Source organism: Protaetiibacter intestinalis (genome assembly GCF_003627075.1).
Lineage (GTDB): Bacteria > Actinomycetota > Actinomycetes > Actinomycetales > Microbacteriaceae > Homoserinibacter > Homoserinibacter intestinalis.
Genome location: NZ_CP032630.1, coordinates 2,799,260 through 2,817,686, shown reverse-complemented (window position 1 = coordinate 2,817,686; position 18,427 = coordinate 2,799,260). Strand labels below are relative to the sequence as shown.

Genomic DNA, 18,427 nt, shown 5'->3' with positions numbered 1-18,427 from the left:
AATGAGCGCCCAGACCGGCTTCGAGCTGTTCCCCGACCGCTCCGTCATCGCGATCCGCGTGAACGGCGAGCTGAAGGACAAGGCGACGACGGTCACCGAGACGGATGTCGTGGAGCCGGTCGAGGTCAGCTCGGCCGACGGGCTCAACATCCTGCGCCACTCGACGGCGCACGTCATGGCGCAGGCCGTGCAGCGCATCAACCCGGAGGCGAAGCTCGGCATCGGCCCGCCCGTGCAGGACGGCTTCTACTACGACTTCGACGTCGCGGAGCACTTCTCGCCCGACGACCTCGCCGCGATCTCCAAGGAGATGGACCGCATCATCCGCTCCGGCCAGCGCTTCGTGCGCCGCGTCGTCACGGACGACGAGGCGCGCGTCGAGCTCGCCGACGAGCCCTACAAGCTCGAGCTCATCGGCCTGAAGGGCGGCGCCGAATCCGGGAAGGACGGCGAGAGCGTCGAGGTCGGGGCCGGCGAGCTCACGATCTACGACAACGTCGACCGTGACGGGAACGTCGCCTGGAAGGACCTCTGCCGCGGCCCGCACGTTCCGAACACCGGCGCGCTCGGGGCCTACAAGCTCACCCGCGTCGCCGCGGCGTACTGGCGGGGTTCCGAGAAGAACCCGCAGCTGCAGCGCCTCTACGGCACCGCCTGGCCCACCAAGGACGAGCTGCGCGCCTACCTCGAACGCCTCGAAGAGGCGGCGAAGCGCGACCACCGCAAGCTCGGCAAGGAGCTCGATCTGTTCTCCTTCCCGGACGAGATCGGCTCGGGCCTCTCGGTGTGGCACCCGCGCGGCGGCGTCGTCCGCATGGAGATGGAGCAGCACGCCCGGCGCCGCCACATCGCGGCCGGCTACACCTACGTGTACACGCCGCACATCGCCAAGGAGGACCTCTTCCTCCAGTCGAACCACCTCGTCACCTACAGGGAGGGGATGTTCCCCCGATCGTCATGGACGAGGAGCGCGACGCGGACGGCGCGGTCACGAAGCAGGGCCAGGACTACTACCTGAAGCCCATGAACTGCCCGATGCACATCCTCATCTACAAGGAGCGGGCTCGCAGCTACCGCGACCTGCCGATGCGGCTCGCCGAGAACGGCACGGTGTACCGCAACGAGCTCTCGGGCGCCCTGCACGGCCTCACCCGGGTGCGCGGCTTCACCCAGGACGACTCGCACCTCTTCGTCACCCCCGAGCAGCTCGAGGAGGAGGCGACGAAGGTGCTGGAGTTCGTCATCTCCATGCTGCGCGACTTCGGCCTCGACGACTTCGAGCTCGAGCTCTCGATGCGCGACGACGAGAAGTCGAAGTGGATCGGATCGGACGAGTTCTGGGACTACTCGACGAACGCGTTGCGCAACGTCGCGAGGGCCTCGGGGCTCAAGCTCACCGAGATGCCCGGCGAGGCTGCGTTCTACGGCCCCAAGATCGACCTCAAGACCCGCGACGCGATCGGTCGCACCTGGCAGCTGTCGACCGTCCAGGTCGACCCCAACCTGCCCGAGCGCTTCGGCCTCGAGTTCACCGACCGCGACGGCCAGAAGAAGCGCCCCATCATGATCCACCGGGCCCTCTTCGGATCCATCGAGCGCTTCTTCGCGATCCTGCTCGAGCACTACGCGGGCGCGTTCCCGGTGTGGCTCTCGCCCGTGCAGGTCGTGGGCGTCCCCGTGGCCGACGAGTTCGCCGACTACCTCGGCGAGGTCATCGACCGGCTGCGGGCCGACGGCGTGCGCGCCGAGCTCGACACGAGCGACGAGCGGATGCAGAAGAAGATCCGCACCCACACGCTCGCGAAGGTGCCGTATCAGCTCATCGCCGGCGCCCAGGACCGCGACGCGGGCACCGTGAGCTTCCGGTTCCGCGACGGTCAGCAGGAGAACGGGATCCCCGTCGACGAGGCCGTGCGACGCATCCGCGCAGCGATCGACACCCACGCGCAGGTCTAGGGCAACAATCCTGCGCACGACGCAGGGATCTTGCGCATTCCCCCTCTAGCGCCCCGCCCGGGCGTGCGGATACGTTACCCAGCAGGCGCCGAATAGACCCATGGGTCTACCCGCGAAGGGGGGCGGCGTCGCATGCCGCACCACCACTCGCGGAAGGGAAGCCATGCGCTCTCGTCGGTCTGTCCTCGTGTCCGTTCTCGCCGCATCGGCACTCGTCACGGGGGCGATCGCCGGCCCCGCGTACGCGGCCGATCCCGGTTCCGGTTTCACCGCCACGACGGTGACCCCCGAGGCGCCTCCGCTGGATCTGGCGCGCTCCAAGTCCGGTCAGCTCGCCGAGAGCGACGACGCGCTGCTCGCACGCTCGGATGCGACGGTGATCCCCGTGATGGTCAAGGTCGACATCGACCCCGTCGCCTCGTACGCGGGGGGCATCGAGGGCTACGCCGCCACGAGCCCCGAGGTCACCGGCAAGGAGCTCTCGCTGAGCGACCCCGCGGTGAAGAAGTACCTCGACTACGTGAACCAGGTGATCGCCGAGACCCGTGACAGCATCGTCGCGGCCGTGCCGTCGGCGAAGACGATCACCACCTACGCGGTCGCCTACGGCGGCCTCGCGATGACGGTCAAGGCGCGCGACGCGAAGACCGTGCTCGGCGTGGAGGGCGTCGCGGCCGTTCAGGACAACTCGCTGCGGCACCTGCCCACCTCCGACACCGGTTCGCTCTCCGCATCCGCCTCGGCCGTGAGCGCCGCGGGGGCGGCCGTCGCCGCCGGCGGCAGCACGATCGACAACGACGCGAGCACCTTCATCGGCGCGGATGCCGTCTGGCCCTCGCTCGGCGGTCGCGACAAGGCGGGCAAGGGCGTCATCGTCGGCGTCATCGACACCGGCATCTGGCCCGAGCACCCGATGCTCGCCGACAACGGCCTCCCGAAGCCGGCGGGCGGCCCCTGGGCGTGCGAGTTCGGTCAGGGCGGCGACGCCGCGTTCGCGTGCAACGACAAGCTCGTCGGGGCCTACGCGTTCCTCGACACCTACCAGTCGCTCAACGCCATCGGCGCGGAGGACTTCTGCTCCGACGCCGGCTGCTCGGCCCGCGACTCCGACGGTCACGGCACGCACACCGCGACGACCGCGGCGGGCGACTACGTGTCGAGCGCACCGATCTTCGGCGTCGACCGCGGCCCGGTCAGCGGCATCGCACCCGGAGCCTCGGTCATCGCCTACCGCGCGCTCGGGCCGCTCGGCGGCTACACCTCCGACCTCCTCGCCGCCGTGCAGCAGGCGATCGTCGACAAGGTCGACGTCATCAACTACTCGGTCAGCGGCAGCGCCTCCGTCTACACGGACGCCGTGGAGCTCGCCTTCCTCGACGCCTACGCCGCGGGGATCTCGGTCAACGCCTCGGCCGGCAACGACGGTCCGGGCGAGTCCACCGCCAACCACGCGGGACCGTGGGTCACGACGGTCGGCGCCTCGACCTTCGACCGGCAGTTCGCCTCGACCCTGACGCTCACCTCGACCGACGGGGCCACCTACTCGAAGGCCGGCTCGACCCTCACGCAGGGCGTGACGGACACGCCCGTCGTGCTCGCGGCATCCGTGCCCGGGTACGCGGGCGGCGCGGCGTGCCTCGAGCCCTTCGCGGCCGGATCCGTGACGGGCCAGGTCGTCGTCTGCGCCCGCGGCACGAACGGCCGCGTCGAGAAGGGCTACAACGCCCTGCAGGGCGGCGCCGCCGGCATGATCCTCTACAACCCGGTGGCGAGCGACGTCGAGACCGACAACCACTTCCTCCCGGCGATCCACCTCGAGGGTCCCAACGACGAGCTGCTCGCCTTCCTCGGCGCGCACCCCGGCATCACGGCGACGTGGGCCGAGGGCCAGTCGACGGCGGCCCAGGGCGACGTCATGGCCGGATTCAGCTCGCGCGGCCCGATCGGCGAGTTCCTGAAGCCCGACATCACCGCCCCCGGCGTGCAGATCCTCGCGGGCCTCACGCCCGCCTCGACGGATCTCGCGACCGGACCGCAGGGGGAGCTGTTCCAGGCCATCGCGGGAACCTCGATGTCGTCGCCGCACGCGGCGGGCGTCTCGGCGCTCGTGATCGCCGCCCACCCGAACTGGACCCCCGGTCAGGTGAAGTCGGCGCTCATGACCTCCTCGCTGCAGAGCGTGACCAACCCCGATGGGAGCCCCGCGGGCGTCTTCGACCGCGGCGCCGGCAGCATCCGCGCAGACCGCGCGGTGTCGCCGACCCTCACCATCAGCGAGACGGCGGCGGACTTCCTCGCGAGCGCCGCGGACCCGCTCGGGCGTCACGACCTCAACATCCCGAGCGTGCTCATCGACCCGCTGCCCGGTGCCGCGGTCGTCAAGCGCACGGTCACCAACGTGAGCGGCAAGGCGCAGACCTTCACCGCGAAGGGAACGCTCGCGGGCGGGGCGCAGGTGATCGTCACCCCGGCCTACTTCACCCTGGCACCCGGCGCGTCGAAGACGCTCACGATCGTGCTGAGCGGCATCAACGTCGACGAGGGATGGCACGAGGGCCAGATCACGATCACCGCCTCGCGCAAGGGGGTCACCCCGGTCGTGCTGCCGGTCGCGGTCAACGTGGGCGAGGCCTCGCTCGCGCTCGCCCAGTCGTGCACGCCGACGGAGATCAAGCGGAGCAAGACGACGACCTGCACGGTCACCGCGTCGAGCACGATGCCGGTCGACGTGCAGGCGACGATCGACGTGCTCGCCAACCCGCTGCTCAAGGTGACCAAGGTCACCGCGCCGGCCACCAAGCGCCCGCTCGGCGCGACGTGGACCGGGACGCTGACGGCGGCCCAGCCGCCCACGATCGACGCGATCGACGCGGTCGACCCCGGGGACACCGCGAGCGGCGGCTACCTGCCGCTGTCGCTCTTCGGGGTCGCTCCGATCGCCGGCGTCGACGACGAGAGCATCACGAACTTCACCGTGTCCGACTTCGTCTACGGCGGTGAGGTCTACAACCGGATCGGTGTCGTCTCGAACGGCTACGTCGTGATCGGTGGGGGAGACGCGGGTGACGTCGAGTACGCACCGCCGGCATCGTTCCCCGACGCGGCGACCCCGAACAACGTGATCGCGCCGTTCTGGACCGACCTCAACCCGGCCGCCGGCGGAGCGCTCCGCGTCGGCACGTTGACCGACGGCACGAACGACTTCCTCGTGATCGAGTGGGAGGACGTGCCCTCGTGGAGCGACGGGGGTGAGAACTCCTTCCAGGTGTGGATCCAGCTCGGCACCGCCGAGAACCAGTGGATCACCTACGGAGGCGACCTCACCGCCGACTCCTCGGTCGGGTCGCTCTCGGGAGCCGAGAACCGCGACGGCACGAGCGGGGTGACGATCGCGGATGTCGACCCGGAGTCGGCCTACGTGCTGCACACGAGCCCGCCGACGGCGGGCGGGGCGGTGACCTTCGACTACACGCTGAAGGGCCTGCTGCGCGGCACGTGGTCGACCGCCGCGACCCTGCGCTCGGATGCCCTCGACACCATCCCGGTCGAGGTCACCAAGATCAAGGTCAAGTAGGCCGAGCGGATCGTGGGGGCGCCCCGGCGCCCCCACGATCCGCCGTGCCGGCGATCGCTACCCTGGTGACGATGACACGCGACTACGACGGCAGCGAATACCCGGACGCCGAGCCGTCCACCTCCCTCGCGGGCGTGCCCGACGGCTTCGGCCGGCTGTGGACCCCGCACCGCATCGCCTACATCGAGCAGGGCGGCGGCGCACCCGGAGACGAGTGCGTGTTCTGCACGGCGCCGACCCTGTCCGACGAGGACGCCCTCATCGTGCACCGCGGCGAACTCGCCTACGCCCTGCTCAACCTGTTCCCCTACAACAGCGGTCACCTGCTCGTGGTGCCGTATCGGCACATCGCGGGCTACGACGAGGCGACGGAGGCCGAGGTCGCCGAGATCGGCGCCATCACGCAGACGGCGATGCGCGTCATCCGCGGCACCTCCCACGCCGACGGCTTCAACATCGGCATGAACCAGGGGGCGATCGCGGGTGCCGGCATCGCCGCGCACCTGCACCAGCACGTCGTGCCGCGCTGGGCGTCGGATGCGAACTTCTTCCCGATCATCGCCCGCACGAAGGCGATCCCGACGCTCCTCGGCGAGGCGCGCGCGACGATCGCGGAGGCGTGGCCCGCTACCTGAGCCGACGCACCTCGAACTGCAGGGGCGGGTGGGCGTAGAACTCCTGCGCCTCGACGAGCTGCAGCTCGCGCTCGCCCGACTCGTGGGTCGCGCGCAGCAGCTCGTAGACGCTCGAGGTGGTGCGGGCGAGCGCGGTCGCGGCGTCGCCCGACTCCAGGTAGTGGGCCGTGAAGAGCGCCGCCGTCACGTCGCCCGAGCCGTTCGCCTTCATTGGCAGCAGCGGGGTCGTCACGATCCAGGCGCCCGCCTCGTCGACGACCATCATCTCGATCGTCTCGGGGTCGCGGTCCGGCCGTTCGACGCTCGTCACGAGCACCGTGCGCGGCCCCAACGCCCGCGCCGCATCCGCGGAGTCGAGGGTCGACTCGATCGTCGTCGGCGAGGTGCCGGTGAGGAAGCCGAGCTCGAACTGGTTGGGTGTGATGATGTCGGCCACCGGCACCACGCGCTCGCGCAGCAGCACGGGGATCGCGGGTGCGACGAAGCATCCCGACTTCGCGTTGCCCATCACCGGGTCGCACGCGTACACCGCGGAGGGGTTCGCGGCCTTCACGCGCGCGACCGCGTCGACGATGACGTCGCCGATGCCCTCGGAGCCCTGGTAGCCCGAGAGCACCGCGTCGATGCCCGGGAACACGCCGCGCTCCTCGACGCCGGCGATCACCTCGGCGACGTCCGCGGGCGGGATGAGCGGCCCGCGCCAGGCGCCGTAGCCCGTGTGGTTGGAGAAGTTCACGGTGTAGACCGGCAGCACCTCGACGCCGATGCGCTGGAGGGGGAACACGGCGGCCGAATTGCCGACATGGCCGTAGGCGACCGCCGACTGGATCGAGAGGATCTTCACCCGCACGATCATGCCACCGGCCGACGTGTGGCCGAGTGTGTCGCCCCCGGCGGATCGTGCCCCGCGCGGCGGAATAGGATTCCTCCCATGACGACCCCCGAATCCGGATCCACCGCCGCCACCGCCCTCGGTACCGACCGCGTCAAGCGCGGCCTCGCCGAGATGCTCAAGGGCGGGGTGATCATGGATGTGGTCACGGCCGAGCAGGCCCGCATCGCCGAGGACGCGGGTGCGGTCGCGGTCATGGCCCTCGAGCGGGTCCCCGCCGACATCCGCGCCCAGGGCGGCGTCGCCCGCATGAGCGACCCCGACCTCATCGACGAGATCATCGCCTCCGTGTCGATCCCCGTCATGGCGAAGGCCCGCATCGGCCACTTCGTCGAGGCGCAGGTGCTGCAGGCGCTCGGCGTCGACTACATCGACGAGTCCGAGGTGCTCTCGCCCGCCGACTATGTCAACCACATCGACAAGTGGCAGTTCACGACGCCGTTCGTGTGCGGCGCCACCAACCTGGGCGAGGCGCTGCGCCGCATCACCGAGGGCGCGGCCATGATCCGCTCGAAGGGCGAGGCGGGCACGGGGGATGTGTCGGAGGCGACCAAGCACATCCGCACCATCACCTCCGAGATCAACGTGCTGCGCTCGAAGACCAAGGACGAGCTGTACGTGGCCGCGAAGGAGCTGCAGGCCCCCTACGAGCTCGTGGCCGAGATCGCCGAGACCGGCAAGCTGCCCGTCGTGCTGTTCACGGCAGGCGGGGTCGCCACCCCCGCGGATGCCGCGCTCATGATGCAGCTCGGCGCCGACGGCGTGTTCGTCGGCTCCGGCATCTTCAAGTCGGGTAACCCGGAGGCGCGTGCCGCGGCGATCGTGAAGGCGACCACCTTCTTCGACGACCCGGCCGTCATCGCGGACGCCTCGCGCGGTCTCGGCGAGGCCATGGTCGGCATCAACGTCGCCGACCTGCCGGCCCCCCACCGCCTCGCCGAGCGTGGCTGGTAACGCGCCGAAGGTCGGCGTCCTCGCCCTCCAGGGCGACGTGCGCGAGCACCTCGCGGTGCTCGGCGCCCTCGGGGCGGATGCCGTGCCGGTGCGCCGCCCGTCCGAGCTCGCCGAGGTCGCCGGGCTCGTGCTGCCCGGCGGCGAGTCGAGCGTCATCGACAAGCTGAGCCGCCTGTTCGGGATGCGGGAGCCGGTGCGGGAGCGCATCGCCGCCGGGATGCCCGTCTACGGCACCTGCGCGGGCCTCATCATGCTCGCCGACTCCGTGCTCGACGGCATCGCGGGGCAGCAGAACTTCGGCGGGCTCGACGTGGCGGTGCGCCGCAATGCCTTCGGCAACCAGAACGACTCCTTCGAGACCGACCTCGACGTCCCGGCGCTCGGCGAACCGCCCGTGCACGCCGTCTTCATCCGCGCCCCGGTGGTCGAGAGCGTGGGCGCGAACGCGACGGTGCTCGCCTCGCTGCCCGACGGCCGGATCGTCGCCGTCGAGCAGGGCAACCTCCTCGGCACCTCCTTCCACCCCGAGGTCACGGGCGAGCACCGCTTCCACGCCCGCTTCCTCGACCGGGTGCGCGCCACCTCCTGACGGGCCATGCTGGGGGCATGAGCCTCTACTCGGACTTCGCCCCCCGCCGCACCGTGCAGATCGTGGCGGACGTCGTCGCCATCGTGGTCGTGATCGTCGCCGTGCTGCTCGGGGTCGCCGTGCACGGCGCGATCGCCGCGCTCGGCGGCGTGCTCGTGAAGCTCGAGGAGGCGGGCGACGGCTTCCAGGGCACGATGGGCGAGATCGGGGACCGGCTCGGCGAGGTGCCCCTCATCGGCGACGGCATCCGGGGGCCGTTCGACTCGGCGGCCGGCGCGGGCGGCTCGCTCGCCGACGCGGGACGCGCGGGGCAGACGATCGTCGAAAACATCGCGACGGCCGCCGGGGTCGGGGTCGCGCTGCTGCCCATCGCGATCGTGCTGCTCGTCTGGCTGTGGCCGCGCGTGCGCTTCGCCCGCCGCGCCGCGGAGACGCGCGCGCTCCTGCGGCTCGAGGGCGGGGAGCAGCTGCTCGCGCTGCGTGCGCTCGACGGCGCGCCCGCGAAGGAGCTCGCCGCGATCGCGCCGCACGTGGTGCGCGGATGGCAGGCGGGGGAGCCGGAGGTCGTGCGCCGGCTGGCCGCGCTCGAGGCCCGCGAGGCGGGGGTTCGGCTGCCCGCGCCCGCCGCGCCCTAGACTGGACGGCGGATTTCTTCGAGAGGGGCACCGTGAGCGGGCATTCCAAGTGGGCGACGACCAAGCACAAGAAGGCGGTCATCGACGCGCGTCGGGCGAAGTCGTTCGCGAAGCTCATCAAGAACATCGAGGTCGCCGCGAAGATGGGCGGCGCCGACCTCGCCGGCAACCCCACCCTGTACGACGCCGTGCAGAAGGCCAAGAAGACCTCGGTGCCGAACGACAACATCGATCGCGCCATCAAGCGCGGCGCCGGCATCTCGGGCGAGTCGATCGACTACCAGAACATCATGTACGAGGCCTACGGCCCGGGCGGCGTGGCCCTGCTCGTCGAGTGCCTCACCGACAACAAGAACCGTGCGGCCGCGGAGGTGCGCACGGCGCTCAGCCGCAACGGCGCGACCCTCGCCGACCCCGGCTCGGTCGCCTACAACTTCGCGCGCAAGGGCGTCATCTCGATCACCAAGGGCGACGGCGTGACCGAGGACGCGATCCTCGAGGCCGTCATGGAGGCGGGCGTCGAGGACGTCGTCGACCAGGGCGGCGGCTTCGAGGTCATCACCGACCCCTCGGAGCTCGTCGCGGCGCGCACGGCCCTGCAGGCCGCGGGCCTCGACTACGACTCGGCGGAGGCGGAGTTCGTGCCGAGCCTCAAGGTCGAGGTCGACCTCGAGACGGCGAAGAAGGTGTTCCGCATCATCGATGCCCTCGAGGACAGCGACGACGTGCAGAACGTGTTCGGCAACTTCGACATCCCGGCCGAGGTGCAGGCCGAGCTCGACGCCGAGGACTGAGCCACGCCCTCCTCCGCGCTCCGGGTGCTCGGCATCGACCCCGGGCTCACCCGGTGCGGCGTCGGCATCGTCGACGTGCTGCCGGACCGCCGGGTGTCGCTCGTGCACGTGGGCGTCATCCGCACCCCCGCGGATGCGGAGCTGCCGGCGCGTCTGCTCGCGATCTCGGAGGGCATCGGCGCCGCGATCGCCGAGTTCCGCCCGGATGCGGTGGCCGTCGAGCGGGTGTTCGCGCAGCAGAACCTGCGCACCGTGATGGGCACGGCGCAGGCGAGCGGCATCGCCGTCGCGAAGGCGGCGGAGGCGGGGCTCGCGGTCGCGCTGCACACGCCGAGCGAGGTGAAGGCGGCCATCACGGGCTACGGTTCGGCCGACAAGGCCCAGGTGGGTGCGATGGTCGCCCGGGTGCTGGGCCTCGCCGAGGCGCCGAAGCCCGCCGACGCCTCCGATGCCCTCGCCCTCGCGATCTGCCACGGCTGGCGCGGCGGGGCGACGGCGCCGGATGCGGGGGAGGCCGGGGGACTGACCCCGGCGCAACGGGCGTGGCGTGCCGCCGAGAAGGCGTCGGCGAAACGTAGACTCTAGAACATGATTTCGAGTCTCCGCGGTCAGGTGCTGCACGTCTCGGGGGGTTCGGCGGTCATCGAGGTCGGCGGGGTCGGCATGTCGGTCGCGCTCACCCCGGCGCACGCCGCGGGCCTGCGGGCGGGCGGCGAGGCCTTCGTGCACACGGCCCTCATCGTCCGGGAGGACGAGCTGAGCCTGTACGGCTTCGCGTCCCGCGAGGAGCTCGAGCTCTTCGAGCTGCTGCGCGGGGTCTCGGGTGTCGGACCGAAGTCGGCGCAGGGCGTGCTCGCGCAGTTGAGCCCCGACGAGATCGCCGCGGCCGTCGCCGCCGAGGACGACGTCCCGTTCCGCAAGGTGTCCGGCATCGGGCCGAAGACCGCGAAGCTCATCACGGTCTCGCTCGCGGGCAAGTTGCACGCCCCCGCGCGCGTCCCCGGCCGCGTCGCCCCCGCGGCATCCCCGAACGCGGATGTCGTGACCGCCCTCGTGGGCCTCGGCTGGCCCGAGCGCGTAGCGACCGCGACGGTCGACGAACTGCTCGCCGAGGCCGAGGGCGTCGCACCCGACACGCAGACCCTGCTGCGCACGGCGCTCGCACGGCTCGGACCGCAGCGGGCGGGGGTGGCGTCGTGACCGATCCGCTCACCGCGCCGACGCCCGAGTCGGAGGCCGAGCTCGCGTTCGAGGGGGCCCTGCGCCCGCGCTCGCTCGCCGAGTTCGTCGGCCAGCAGAAGGCGCGCGGCCAGCTCCAGCTGCTGCTGCGGGCGGCGGAGCTCCAGGCGCGCACGCCCGACCACATCCTGCTCGCGGGCCCGCCCGGCCTCGGCAAGACGACGCTCGCGATGATCGTCGCCCACGAGGGCGCCCGCCCGCTGCGCATGTCGAGCGGCCCCGCCATCCAGCACGCGGGCGACCTCGCGGCGCTGCTGTCGAGCCTGGTGCCCGGCGAGGTGCTGTTCATCGACGAGATCCACCGCATGGCGCGCAGCGCCGAGGAGATGCTCTATCTCGCGATGGAGGACTTCCGCATCGACATCATGGTCGGCAAGGGGGCGGGCGCGACGAGCATCCCGCTCGACCTCGCGCCGTTCACCCTCGTCGGCGCCACGACCCGCTCGGGCCTGCTGCCGAATCCGCTGCGCGACCGCTTCGGGTTCACGGCGCACCTCGAGTTCTACGACGACGCCGAGCTCGACGAGGTGCTCGCGCGTGCCGCGCGGCTGCTCGGCCTCGAGCTGCCGGCGGACGCCCGCATCGAGATCGCCTCGCGCAGCCGCGGCACCCCGCGCATCGCCAACCGGCTGCTGCGCCGCGTGCGCGACTACGCGCTCGTGCACGGGCGCCCCGCCGACCGCGAGTCGGTGCGGGCGGCGCTCGAGCTCTACGACGTCGACCCGCTCGGGCTCGACCGCCTCGACCGGGCCGTGCTCGACGCCATCCTGAGCCGCTTCGACGGCGGGCCGGTGGGGCTCTCGACCCTCGCCGTGTCGGTGGGCGAGGAGCCCGAGACGGTCGAGTCGGTCGTCGAACCGTTCCTCGTGCGGATCGGGATGATCAGCCGCACCCCGCGCGGGCGCGTCGCCACGCCGCGCGCCTGGGAGCACCGGGGGATGCGGCCTCCCGTGCGCGGCGCCGCCGTCGCCGGGACGCTGTTCGACGATGACGTATGATTCTGTGGAACCGTCCAGCCTCGCTCCGTAGGCTCTGCGCGATTCCTCACATTCCCGGAAGGCCTTCCTCCTCTCATGCCATTCGATCCGCTTCTCATCCTGCTGTTCGGCCTCCTGGTGGTGATGATCTTCTTCACCTGGCGCAACTCGAAGAAGCGCAAGGCGGAGGCCGAGGAGATGCAGACCAAGCTCGTGCCCGGCGCCGAGATCATGACGCAGCACGGCATCTACGGCACGCTCATCTCGATCGACGACGAGAAGAACGAGGCGATCATCGAGACGACCCCCGGTACGAAGCTGCGCGTGCACCGTCAGACGGTGGCACGCGTCGTCACGCCGGAGGAGCAGGAGCACGCCGACGAGGACATCGTGAGCGACGACGCGGACGCCTCCGTCGAGGATGCCGTGGCCGAGACCTCCGATGACGCCGCCGAGCCCGAGTTCGGCGAGCGCGTCGAGAAGCCCAAGCGTTCGCGCACCAAGCCCACCGAGACCGCAGAGTAGGCCGTGGCCGTACGTTCCACGCCGGTCCGCAAGGCCTGGCGCTCACTCACCTGGCTGGGCGTGCTCATCGCCCTGCTCCTCGGGCTGCAGACCGCCGGCGCCCTGTTCTGGGGCTGGGGCTGGACCCCGAAGCTCGCGCTCGACCTCGACGGCGGCACCCAGATCATCCTGACGCCCACCCTCGAGGACGGCGAGACGGTCACCGAGGAGCAGTTGCAGCAGTCGGTCGAGATCATCCGCAACCGCATCGATGCGGCGGGCGTCTCGGAGGCCGAGATCTCCACCCAGGGCGGCGACAAGATCGTCATCGCGATCCCCGGCACGACCCCGGACCAGGCGACCCTCGACCGCATCCAGCAGTCCGCCAAGCTCGAGTTCCGGGCGGTGCTCCTCACCGGGCAGCCCACGGCGACCGCATCCGCGACGAGCACCGACGACCCCGACGCGACCGCCACGCCGACCCCCACGGACGAGCCGACGGCCGAGTCCACGCCGACCGCGACGCCGACCGACGGCTCCGACCTCGCGTGGGTGACCCCGGAGCTGCAGGCGAAGTACGACGCGTTCACGTGCGACCAGGTCACCGGGTCCGGTGCCAACGCGGCTCCCGTCGACGAACCCCTCATCACCTGCGACAACTCCGGCACCGTCAAGTTCCTGCTCGGCCCGGCCGAGGTGCAGGGCGCGACGATCAGCGACGCGGCGGCACAGCTCAAGACCACGAGCACGGGCGCCACGACGGGCGAGTGGGCCGTCGTCATCACCTTCAACGCCGAGGGCACCCAGCAGTTCGCGGATGTCACGACGCGGCTCTACGGTCTCGACGGTGTGCGCAACCAGTTCGCGATCGTGCTGGACGGCCAGGTGATCTCGGCGCCGACGACCAACGCCGTCATCACCGACGGCCGCCCCGAGATCTCCGGATCCTTCACGCAGGAGAGCGCCAAGACGCTCGCCGACCAGCTCAAGTACGGCGCGCTGCCGGTGGGCTTCCAGGTCGAGAGCCGCGACACCATCTCGGCGACCCTCGGTCAGACGCAGCTGCAGTCGGGACTCATCGCGGGCCTCATCGGCCTCGTGCTCGTGTTCGTGTACTCGCTGTTCCAATACCGGCTGCTCGGCACCGTCACGATCGCCTCGCTCGTCGTGGCCGCGATCATCACCTACCTCGTGGTGAACATCCTGTCCTGGCGCGAGGGCTACCGGCTCTCGCTCGCGGGCGTCGCGGGCCTCATCGTCGCGATCGGCTTCACGGCCGACTCGTTCATCGTGTACTTCGAGCGCATCCGCGACGAGCTGCGCGACGGACGCGGGCTCGTCGGCGCCGTCGAGGCCGGTTGGAAGCGGGCGCTGCGTACCGTGCTCGCGGCCAAGAGCGTCAATCTGCTCTCCGCGGTCATCCTGTTCATCCTCGCCGTCGGCTCCGTGCGCGGCTTCGCCCTCACGCTCGGCGTCACGACCGTGATCGACGTCATCATCGTCATCCTGTTCACGCACCCCGTGCTGCAGCTCATGGCCTCCACGAGGTTCTTCTCGAGCGGGCATCCGGCGACCGGCCTCGACCCGACGGCGCTCGGCGCCGTCTACCGCGGCCGCGCCGAGTTCCGCGTCTCGAAGGACGCCCGTCGTGCCGGTGCGAGCCGCGAGGCCGAGCGCCGCCAGACGATCGCCGAGCGCAAGGCCGCCGAGCTCGCCGCCTCGAAGCCGTCGACCGAGAAGAAGGGGTCACGCTGATGGCCGGACCGTTCCAGCGTCTCGGAAACGACCTCTACACGGGCGAGCGCAGCGTCGATTTCGTCGGTCGCCGCCGCATCTGGTTCCTCATCGCGGGCGTGCTCATGGCGCTCTCGATCGCGGTGCCGTTCATCCGCGGCGGCGGGGACTTCCTCGCCGGCTTCAACTTCGGCATCGAGTTCCGCGGCGGATCGCAGTTCCTCGTCTCCGAGGTCGCCGAGGAGCACCTGCCGGTCGACACCTCGCTCGCCGAGCAGGCCGTGCAGGAGGTCGTGCCGGGTGCCGTCGTGCACGTGACGGTCGTCGGCGACGACGGCGTGCGCGTGCAGACCGACCAGCTGACCGACCCGCAGACGAGCTCCATCACGACGAAACTGCAGGACGCGTACGGCACCGAATCCGTGTCCTCGTCGTTCATCGGCGCGACCTGGGGCGCCGACATCACCTCGAGCGCGCTACGCGCCCTCGGCGTGTTCGTGCTGCTCGCCCTCGTCTTCATGGCGCTGTACTTCCGCACCTGGAAGATGTCGATCGCGGCGATCCTCAAGCTCCTGCACGACCTCATCGTGACGGTCGGCATCTACGCGGCGACCGGCTGGGAGATCACCCCGGCGGCCGTCATCGGCTTCCTGACGATCCTCGGGTACTCGCTCTACGACACGGTCGTCGTGTTCGACAAGATCCGCGAGAACACCGCGGAGCTCGGCGACGAGTCCAACCGGACCTTCGGCGAGGCGGTCAACCTCGCGGTCAACCAGACGCTCATCCGCTCCATCAACACGGGTGTCGTCGCGGCCCTCCCGGTCGCCGCGATCCTGTTCATCGGGGCGTTCGTGCTGGGCGCCGACACGCTGCGCGACATCTCGCTCGCGCTCCTCGTCGGCACCGTCGCGGGCACCTACTCGACGCCCGCGTTCGGCGCGCCGCTCTACGCGACGTTCCGCGAGCGCGAGCCCGAGATCGCCAAGCGCGACAAGCGCGCCCTTCAGCTTCGGGCGAAGGCGGCAGCCTGATCCGGTCGCGCGCGTCCTTCCCTCCTAGAATCGAGGTCCGGGGAGGACGCGCGCGATGAGCACCGAGGCGACACAGGGCATCGCATCCCGCCGCGCCCTCCTGCCGCGGCTGTTCTCCCGCGCGCAGCCCACCGGGGCGGTGGACCGGCTGCTGAAGACGGTGCGCTCCCACCACCCGAAGGCCGACCTCGCGCTCATCGAGCGCGCGTACAGCGCGGCCGAACGCGCCCACGACGGGCAGAAGCGGCGCAGCGGCGAGCCGTACATCACGCACCCGGTCGCCGTCGCCCAGATCCTGGCCGACCTCGGCATCGGACCGAAGACGATCGCGGCCGCCCTGCTGCACGACACCGTCGAGGACACCGAGTACACCCTCGACCTGCTGCGGGCCGACTTCGGCGACGAGATCGCGATGCTCGTCGACGGCGTCACCAAGCTCGACAAGCTCAAGTACGGCGACTCGGCGCAGGCCGAGACGGTGCGCAAGATGGTCGTCGCGATGTCGAAGGACATCCGGGTGCTCATCATCAAGCTCGCCGACCGCCTGCACAACGCCCGCACCTGGGGCTTCGTGCCGCAGGAGTCGGCGGCCCGCAAGGCGCAGGAGACGCTCGAGATCTACGCGCCGCTCGCGCACCGGCTCGGCATCCAGGCCATCAAGTGGGAGCTCGAGGACCTCAGCTTCGCCGTGCTCTACCCGAAGCTGTACGTCGAGATCGAGAGCATGGTGCGCGACCGCACGCCGCAGCGCGAGGAGTTCGTGCAGCAGGTGATCGACGCCGTGAACGAGGATCTGCGCTCCTCTCGCATCAAGGGGCAGGTCGTCGGGCGTCCGAAGCAGTACTACTCGATCTACCAGAAGATGGTGCTGCGCGGCCGCGAGTTCGACGAGATCTACGACCTCGTCGGCATCCGCGTGCTCGTCGGCTCGATCCGCGACTGCTACGGGGTGCTCGGCGCGATCCACGCCCGCTGGAGCCCGATCCCGGGCCGCTTCAAGGACTACATCGCGACGCCGAAGTTCAACCTCTACCAGTCGCTGCACACGACGGTCATCGGCCCCAAGGGCCGCGCCGTCGAGATCCAGATCCGCACCCACGAGATGCACCAGCGCGCAGAGTTCGGCGTCGCGGCGCACTGGAAGTACAAGGAGCGGGTCGCCGCCGGGCACGCCGACGACAAGGGGCAGGCCGGCAGCGAGATGGCGTGGCTCGCGCACATCAGCGACTGGCAGGCCGAGACCTCCGACCCGGGCGAGTTCCTCGACAACCTGCGCTTCGAGATCGGGGCGAAGGAGGTCTACGTCTTCACGCCGCAGGGGAAGGTCATCGGCCTGCCCGCGGGGGCGACGCCGGTCGACTTCGCCTACGCCGTGCACACCGAGATCGGCAACCGCACGATGGGCGCGAAGGTCAACGGCCGCCTCGTGCCGCTCGAGTCGAGCCTCGGCTCGGGCGACGTCGTCGAGATCTTCACCTCCAAGAACCCGGATGCCGGCCCGAGCCAGGACTGGCTCGCCTTCGTCAAGTCGGCGCGCGCCCGCAACAAGATCCGCGGCTGGTTCACGAAGGAGCGCCGCGAGGAGGCGATCGAGCAGGGCAAGGACTCGATCGCCCGCGCGATGCGCAAGCAGAACCTGCCGCTGCAGAAGCTCATGAGCCAGGACGTCGTGACGGGTGTCGCCGCGCAGATGCGGTACGACTCCGTCGACGCGCTCTACGCCGCCGTCGGCGAGGGCCATGTGTCGACCCAGTCGGTCATCGAGAAGGTGCTCGCCTCGCTGCAGACCGAGGTGGAGGCCGAGGAGGAGACCCTCGCCTTCACGCCCCGGTCCCGCGGGCGGGCGCTGCGGCCGAGCGACTCGGGCGTGCTCGTGCGCGGGGCCCCCGACATCCTCGTGAAGCTCGCGAAGTGCTGCACCCCGGTGCCGGGCGACGACATCGTGGGGTTCGTGACGCGCGGCGCGGGCGTCTCGGTGCACCGCTCCGACTGCGTCAACGTGAAGTCGCTGCTCGCCGAGCCCGACCGCATGATCGACGTGCAGTGGGCGCCGACCTCGTCGAGCCTGTTCCTCGTGCAGATCCAGGTGGAGGCGCTCGACCGCGCCGGGCTGCTCTCGGACATCACCCGTGTGCTCTCCGAGCACCACGTGAACATCCTGTCCGCCAACGTGTCGACCTCGAGCGACCGTCTCGCGATCAGCCGCTACGTGTTCGAGATGGGCGACACCGTGCACCTCGACCGGCTGCTCAACGCGGTGCGCCGCATCGACACCGTCTACGACGTCTACCGGGTCAACTCGGGCTGATCCGCGAGCGTCGCGGTGAGCCGCTCGACCGCGAGCAGCTTGCCCGCGAGGTGCCGCGCCTCCTCGAGGGACGCGAGCGCCTCGGCGAGTCCGAAGCCCCCGAGTGCGGCGAGGGTACGCACCTGCTCGGCGTCGACGAGGGTGAACGGCATCCGGAACCGGGCGAGGTCGACGGCGGTGCGCAACGGCGAGGTGACCGCGACGCCGCCGCAGTCGACCGTCTCGCCCGGCCGGATCACGGTCTCGACGACGTCGATGCCCTCGCCCGGCACGGGTGCCCACCGCGCCCCGGTGTCGACGACGAACTCGGGGCGGAGCGCCGGGAGGAGCGCGGCGCCCCAGATCCACGACGCGGTGGCCCGGGCCGGGATGAGGCGCCGCGAGCGTCCCGCGATCGCGGCGGCGGCCCGCAGCTCCGGGCACTCGGGCATCCCGACGGGCACGAACGCGTCACCGAGACGGAACAGCTCCCCGTCGAGGCGCATGGCCTGACGCACGGGATCGGGGAACTCGACGACGGGGAACGGTTCCATCCGCCCAGCATCGCGGGATACAGGGGTCCGCGGTTGTCGATCGCTGCCGATCGGTGCAGAACCGGGCCT

15 protein-coding genes and 1 pseudogene are annotated in these 18,427 nt (G+C 70.9%); 14 read left to right on the top strand and 2 right to left on the bottom strand.

Features of this window, described 5'->3' with window-relative positions; all coding sequences use genetic code 11:
- The first annotated feature begins 1 nt into the window (after position 1).
- From thrS to D7I47_RS13290, 3 genes and pseudogenes are all read left to right on the top strand, one after another.
- Positions 2-1,956: pseudogene (gene thrS, locus D7I47_RS13300) on the top strand (threonine--tRNA ligase).
- A gap of 187 nt (positions 1,957-2,143) precedes the next feature.
- Positions 2,144-5,530: a S8 family serine peptidase gene (locus tag D7I47_RS13295; RefSeq protein ID WP_120763506.1), complete on the top strand. Its 3,387-nt coding sequence runs from the start codon at positions 2,144-2,146 to the stop codon at positions 5,528-5,530.
- Positions 5,531-5,601: 71 nt separating this feature from the next.
- Positions 5,602-6,165: an HIT family protein gene (locus D7I47_RS13290; protein WP_120763505.1), complete on the top strand. Its 564-nt coding sequence runs from the start codon at positions 5,602-5,604 to the stop codon at positions 6,163-6,165.
- On the opposite strand, the gene pdxY is transcribed toward D7I47_RS13290, so the two are convergent.
- Positions 6,158-7,009 carry a pyridoxal kinase PdxY gene (gene pdxY / locus D7I47_RS13285; RefSeq protein ID WP_120763987.1) on the bottom strand — a complete coding sequence of 284 codons (852 nt, stop codon included), beginning with the start codon at positions 7,007-7,009 and terminating at the stop codon, positions 6,158-6,160. The genes D7I47_RS13290 and pdxY overlap by 8 nt on opposite strands.
- An 87-nt stretch (positions 7,010-7,096) precedes the next feature.
- Between pdxY and pdxS the strand changes: the two genes are divergently transcribed.
- From pdxS to D7I47_RS13230, 11 genes are all read left to right on the top strand, one after another.
- A complete protein-coding gene (pdxS, locus tag D7I47_RS13280) occupies positions 7,097-8,011 on the top strand; it encodes a pyridoxal 5'-phosphate synthase lyase subunit PdxS (protein WP_120763504.1) in 915 nt (304 codons plus the stop codon).
- The gene (pdxT, locus tag D7I47_RS13275; protein WP_120763503.1) at positions 8,001-8,600 is read left to right on the top strand and encodes a pyridoxal 5'-phosphate synthase glutaminase subunit PdxT; all 600 of its coding nucleotides are present in this window, start codon (positions 8,001-8,003) and stop codon (positions 8,598-8,600) included. Before pdxS ends, pdxT begins: the two co-directional genes overlap by 11 nt.
- A gap of 17 nt (positions 8,601-8,617) precedes the next feature.
- Complete coding sequence (locus D7I47_RS13270; protein ID WP_120763502.1) at positions 8,618-9,235, top strand: hypothetical protein; 618 nt, start codon at positions 8,618-8,620, stop codon at positions 9,233-9,235.
- Between the two features lie 32 nt (positions 9,236-9,267).
- Positions 9,268-10,029, top strand: coding sequence for a YebC/PmpR family DNA-binding transcriptional regulator (locus tag D7I47_RS13265; RefSeq protein ID WP_120763501.1), 762 nt, complete (start codon positions 9,268-9,270; stop codon positions 10,027-10,029).
- Positions 10,030-10,053: 24 nt separating this feature from the next.
- Positions 10,054-10,614 carry a crossover junction endodeoxyribonuclease RuvC gene (gene ruvC, locus D7I47_RS13260; RefSeq protein WP_120763500.1) on the top strand — a complete coding sequence of 187 codons (561 nt, stop codon included), beginning with the start codon at positions 10,054-10,056 and terminating at the stop codon, positions 10,612-10,614.
- 3 nt (positions 10,615-10,617) lie between these two features.
- Positions 10,618-11,229, top strand: coding sequence for a Holliday junction branch migration protein RuvA (gene ruvA / locus D7I47_RS13255; RefSeq protein WP_120763499.1), 612 nt, complete (start codon positions 10,618-10,620; stop codon positions 11,227-11,229).
- Positions 11,226-12,266, top strand: coding sequence for a Holliday junction branch migration DNA helicase RuvB (gene ruvB / locus D7I47_RS13250; protein ID WP_120763498.1), 1,041 nt, complete (start codon positions 11,226-11,228; stop codon positions 12,264-12,266). The genes ruvA and ruvB overlap by 4 nt, the downstream gene beginning before the upstream one ends.
- A 75-nt stretch (positions 12,267-12,341) precedes the next feature.
- Positions 12,342-12,770 (top strand): preprotein translocase subunit YajC, encoded by a 429-nt coding sequence (gene yajC / locus D7I47_RS13245; protein ID WP_120763497.1) that lies wholly within the window; start codon positions 12,342-12,344, stop codon positions 12,768-12,770.
- A gap of 3 nt (positions 12,771-12,773) precedes the next feature.
- Positions 12,774-14,504, top strand: coding sequence for a protein translocase subunit SecD (gene secD / locus D7I47_RS13240; RefSeq protein ID WP_120763496.1), 1,731 nt, complete (start codon positions 12,774-12,776; stop codon positions 14,502-14,504).
- Positions 14,504-15,517, top strand: a complete 1,014-nt coding sequence (secF, locus tag D7I47_RS13235; protein WP_120763495.1) for a protein translocase subunit SecF — start codon at positions 14,504-14,506, stop codon at positions 15,515-15,517. The genes secD and secF overlap by 1 nt, the downstream gene beginning before the upstream one ends.
- A gap of 55 nt (positions 15,518-15,572) precedes the next feature.
- Positions 15,573-17,825 (top strand): RelA/SpoT family protein, encoded by a 2,253-nt coding sequence (locus tag D7I47_RS13230; RefSeq protein WP_120763494.1) that lies wholly within the window; start codon positions 15,573-15,575, stop codon positions 17,823-17,825.
- Here the strand turns inward: D7I47_RS13230 and D7I47_RS13225 are convergent.
- Positions 17,804-18,358 carry a hypothetical protein gene (locus tag D7I47_RS13225; protein ID WP_120763493.1) on the bottom strand — a complete coding sequence of 185 codons (555 nt, stop codon included), beginning with the start codon at positions 18,356-18,358 and terminating at the stop codon, positions 17,804-17,806. The two genes, D7I47_RS13230 and D7I47_RS13225, sit on opposite strands and share 22 nt — an antisense overlap.
- Positions 18,359-18,427: the final 69 nt, after the last annotated feature.

What these genes read in the sequence shown, in the direction of transcription:
- D7I47_RS13290 (WP_120763505.1), top strand. Translation starts at nt 5,602, where the DNA reads ATGACACGCGACTACGACGGCAGCGAATACCCGGACGCCGAGCCGTCC.
- pdxS (WP_120763504.1), top strand. Translation starts at nt 7,097, where the DNA reads ATGACGACCCCCGAATCCGGATCCACCGCCGCCACCGCCCTCGGTACC.
- secF (WP_120763495.1), top strand. Translation starts at nt 14,504, where the DNA reads ATGGCCGGACCGTTCCAGCGTCTCGGAAACGACCTCTACACGGGCGAG.
- yajC (WP_120763497.1), top strand. Translation starts at nt 12,342, where the DNA reads ATGCCATTCGATCCGCTTCTCATCCTGCTGTTCGGCCTCCTGGTGGTG.
- D7I47_RS13270 (WP_120763502.1), top strand. Translation starts at nt 8,618, where the DNA reads ATGAGCCTCTACTCGGACTTCGCCCCCCGCCGCACCGTGCAGATCGTG.
- D7I47_RS13230 (WP_120763494.1), top strand. Translation starts at nt 15,573, where the DNA reads ATGAGCACCGAGGCGACACAGGGCATCGCATCCCGCCGCGCCCTCCTG.
- D7I47_RS13225 (WP_120763493.1), bottom strand. Translation starts at nt 18,358, where the DNA reads ATGGAACCGTTCCCCGTCGTCGAGTTCCCCGATCCCGTGCGTCAGGCC.
- ruvA (WP_120763499.1), top strand. Translation starts at nt 10,618, where the DNA reads ATGATTTCGAGTCTCCGCGGTCAGGTGCTGCACGTCTCGGGGGGTTCG.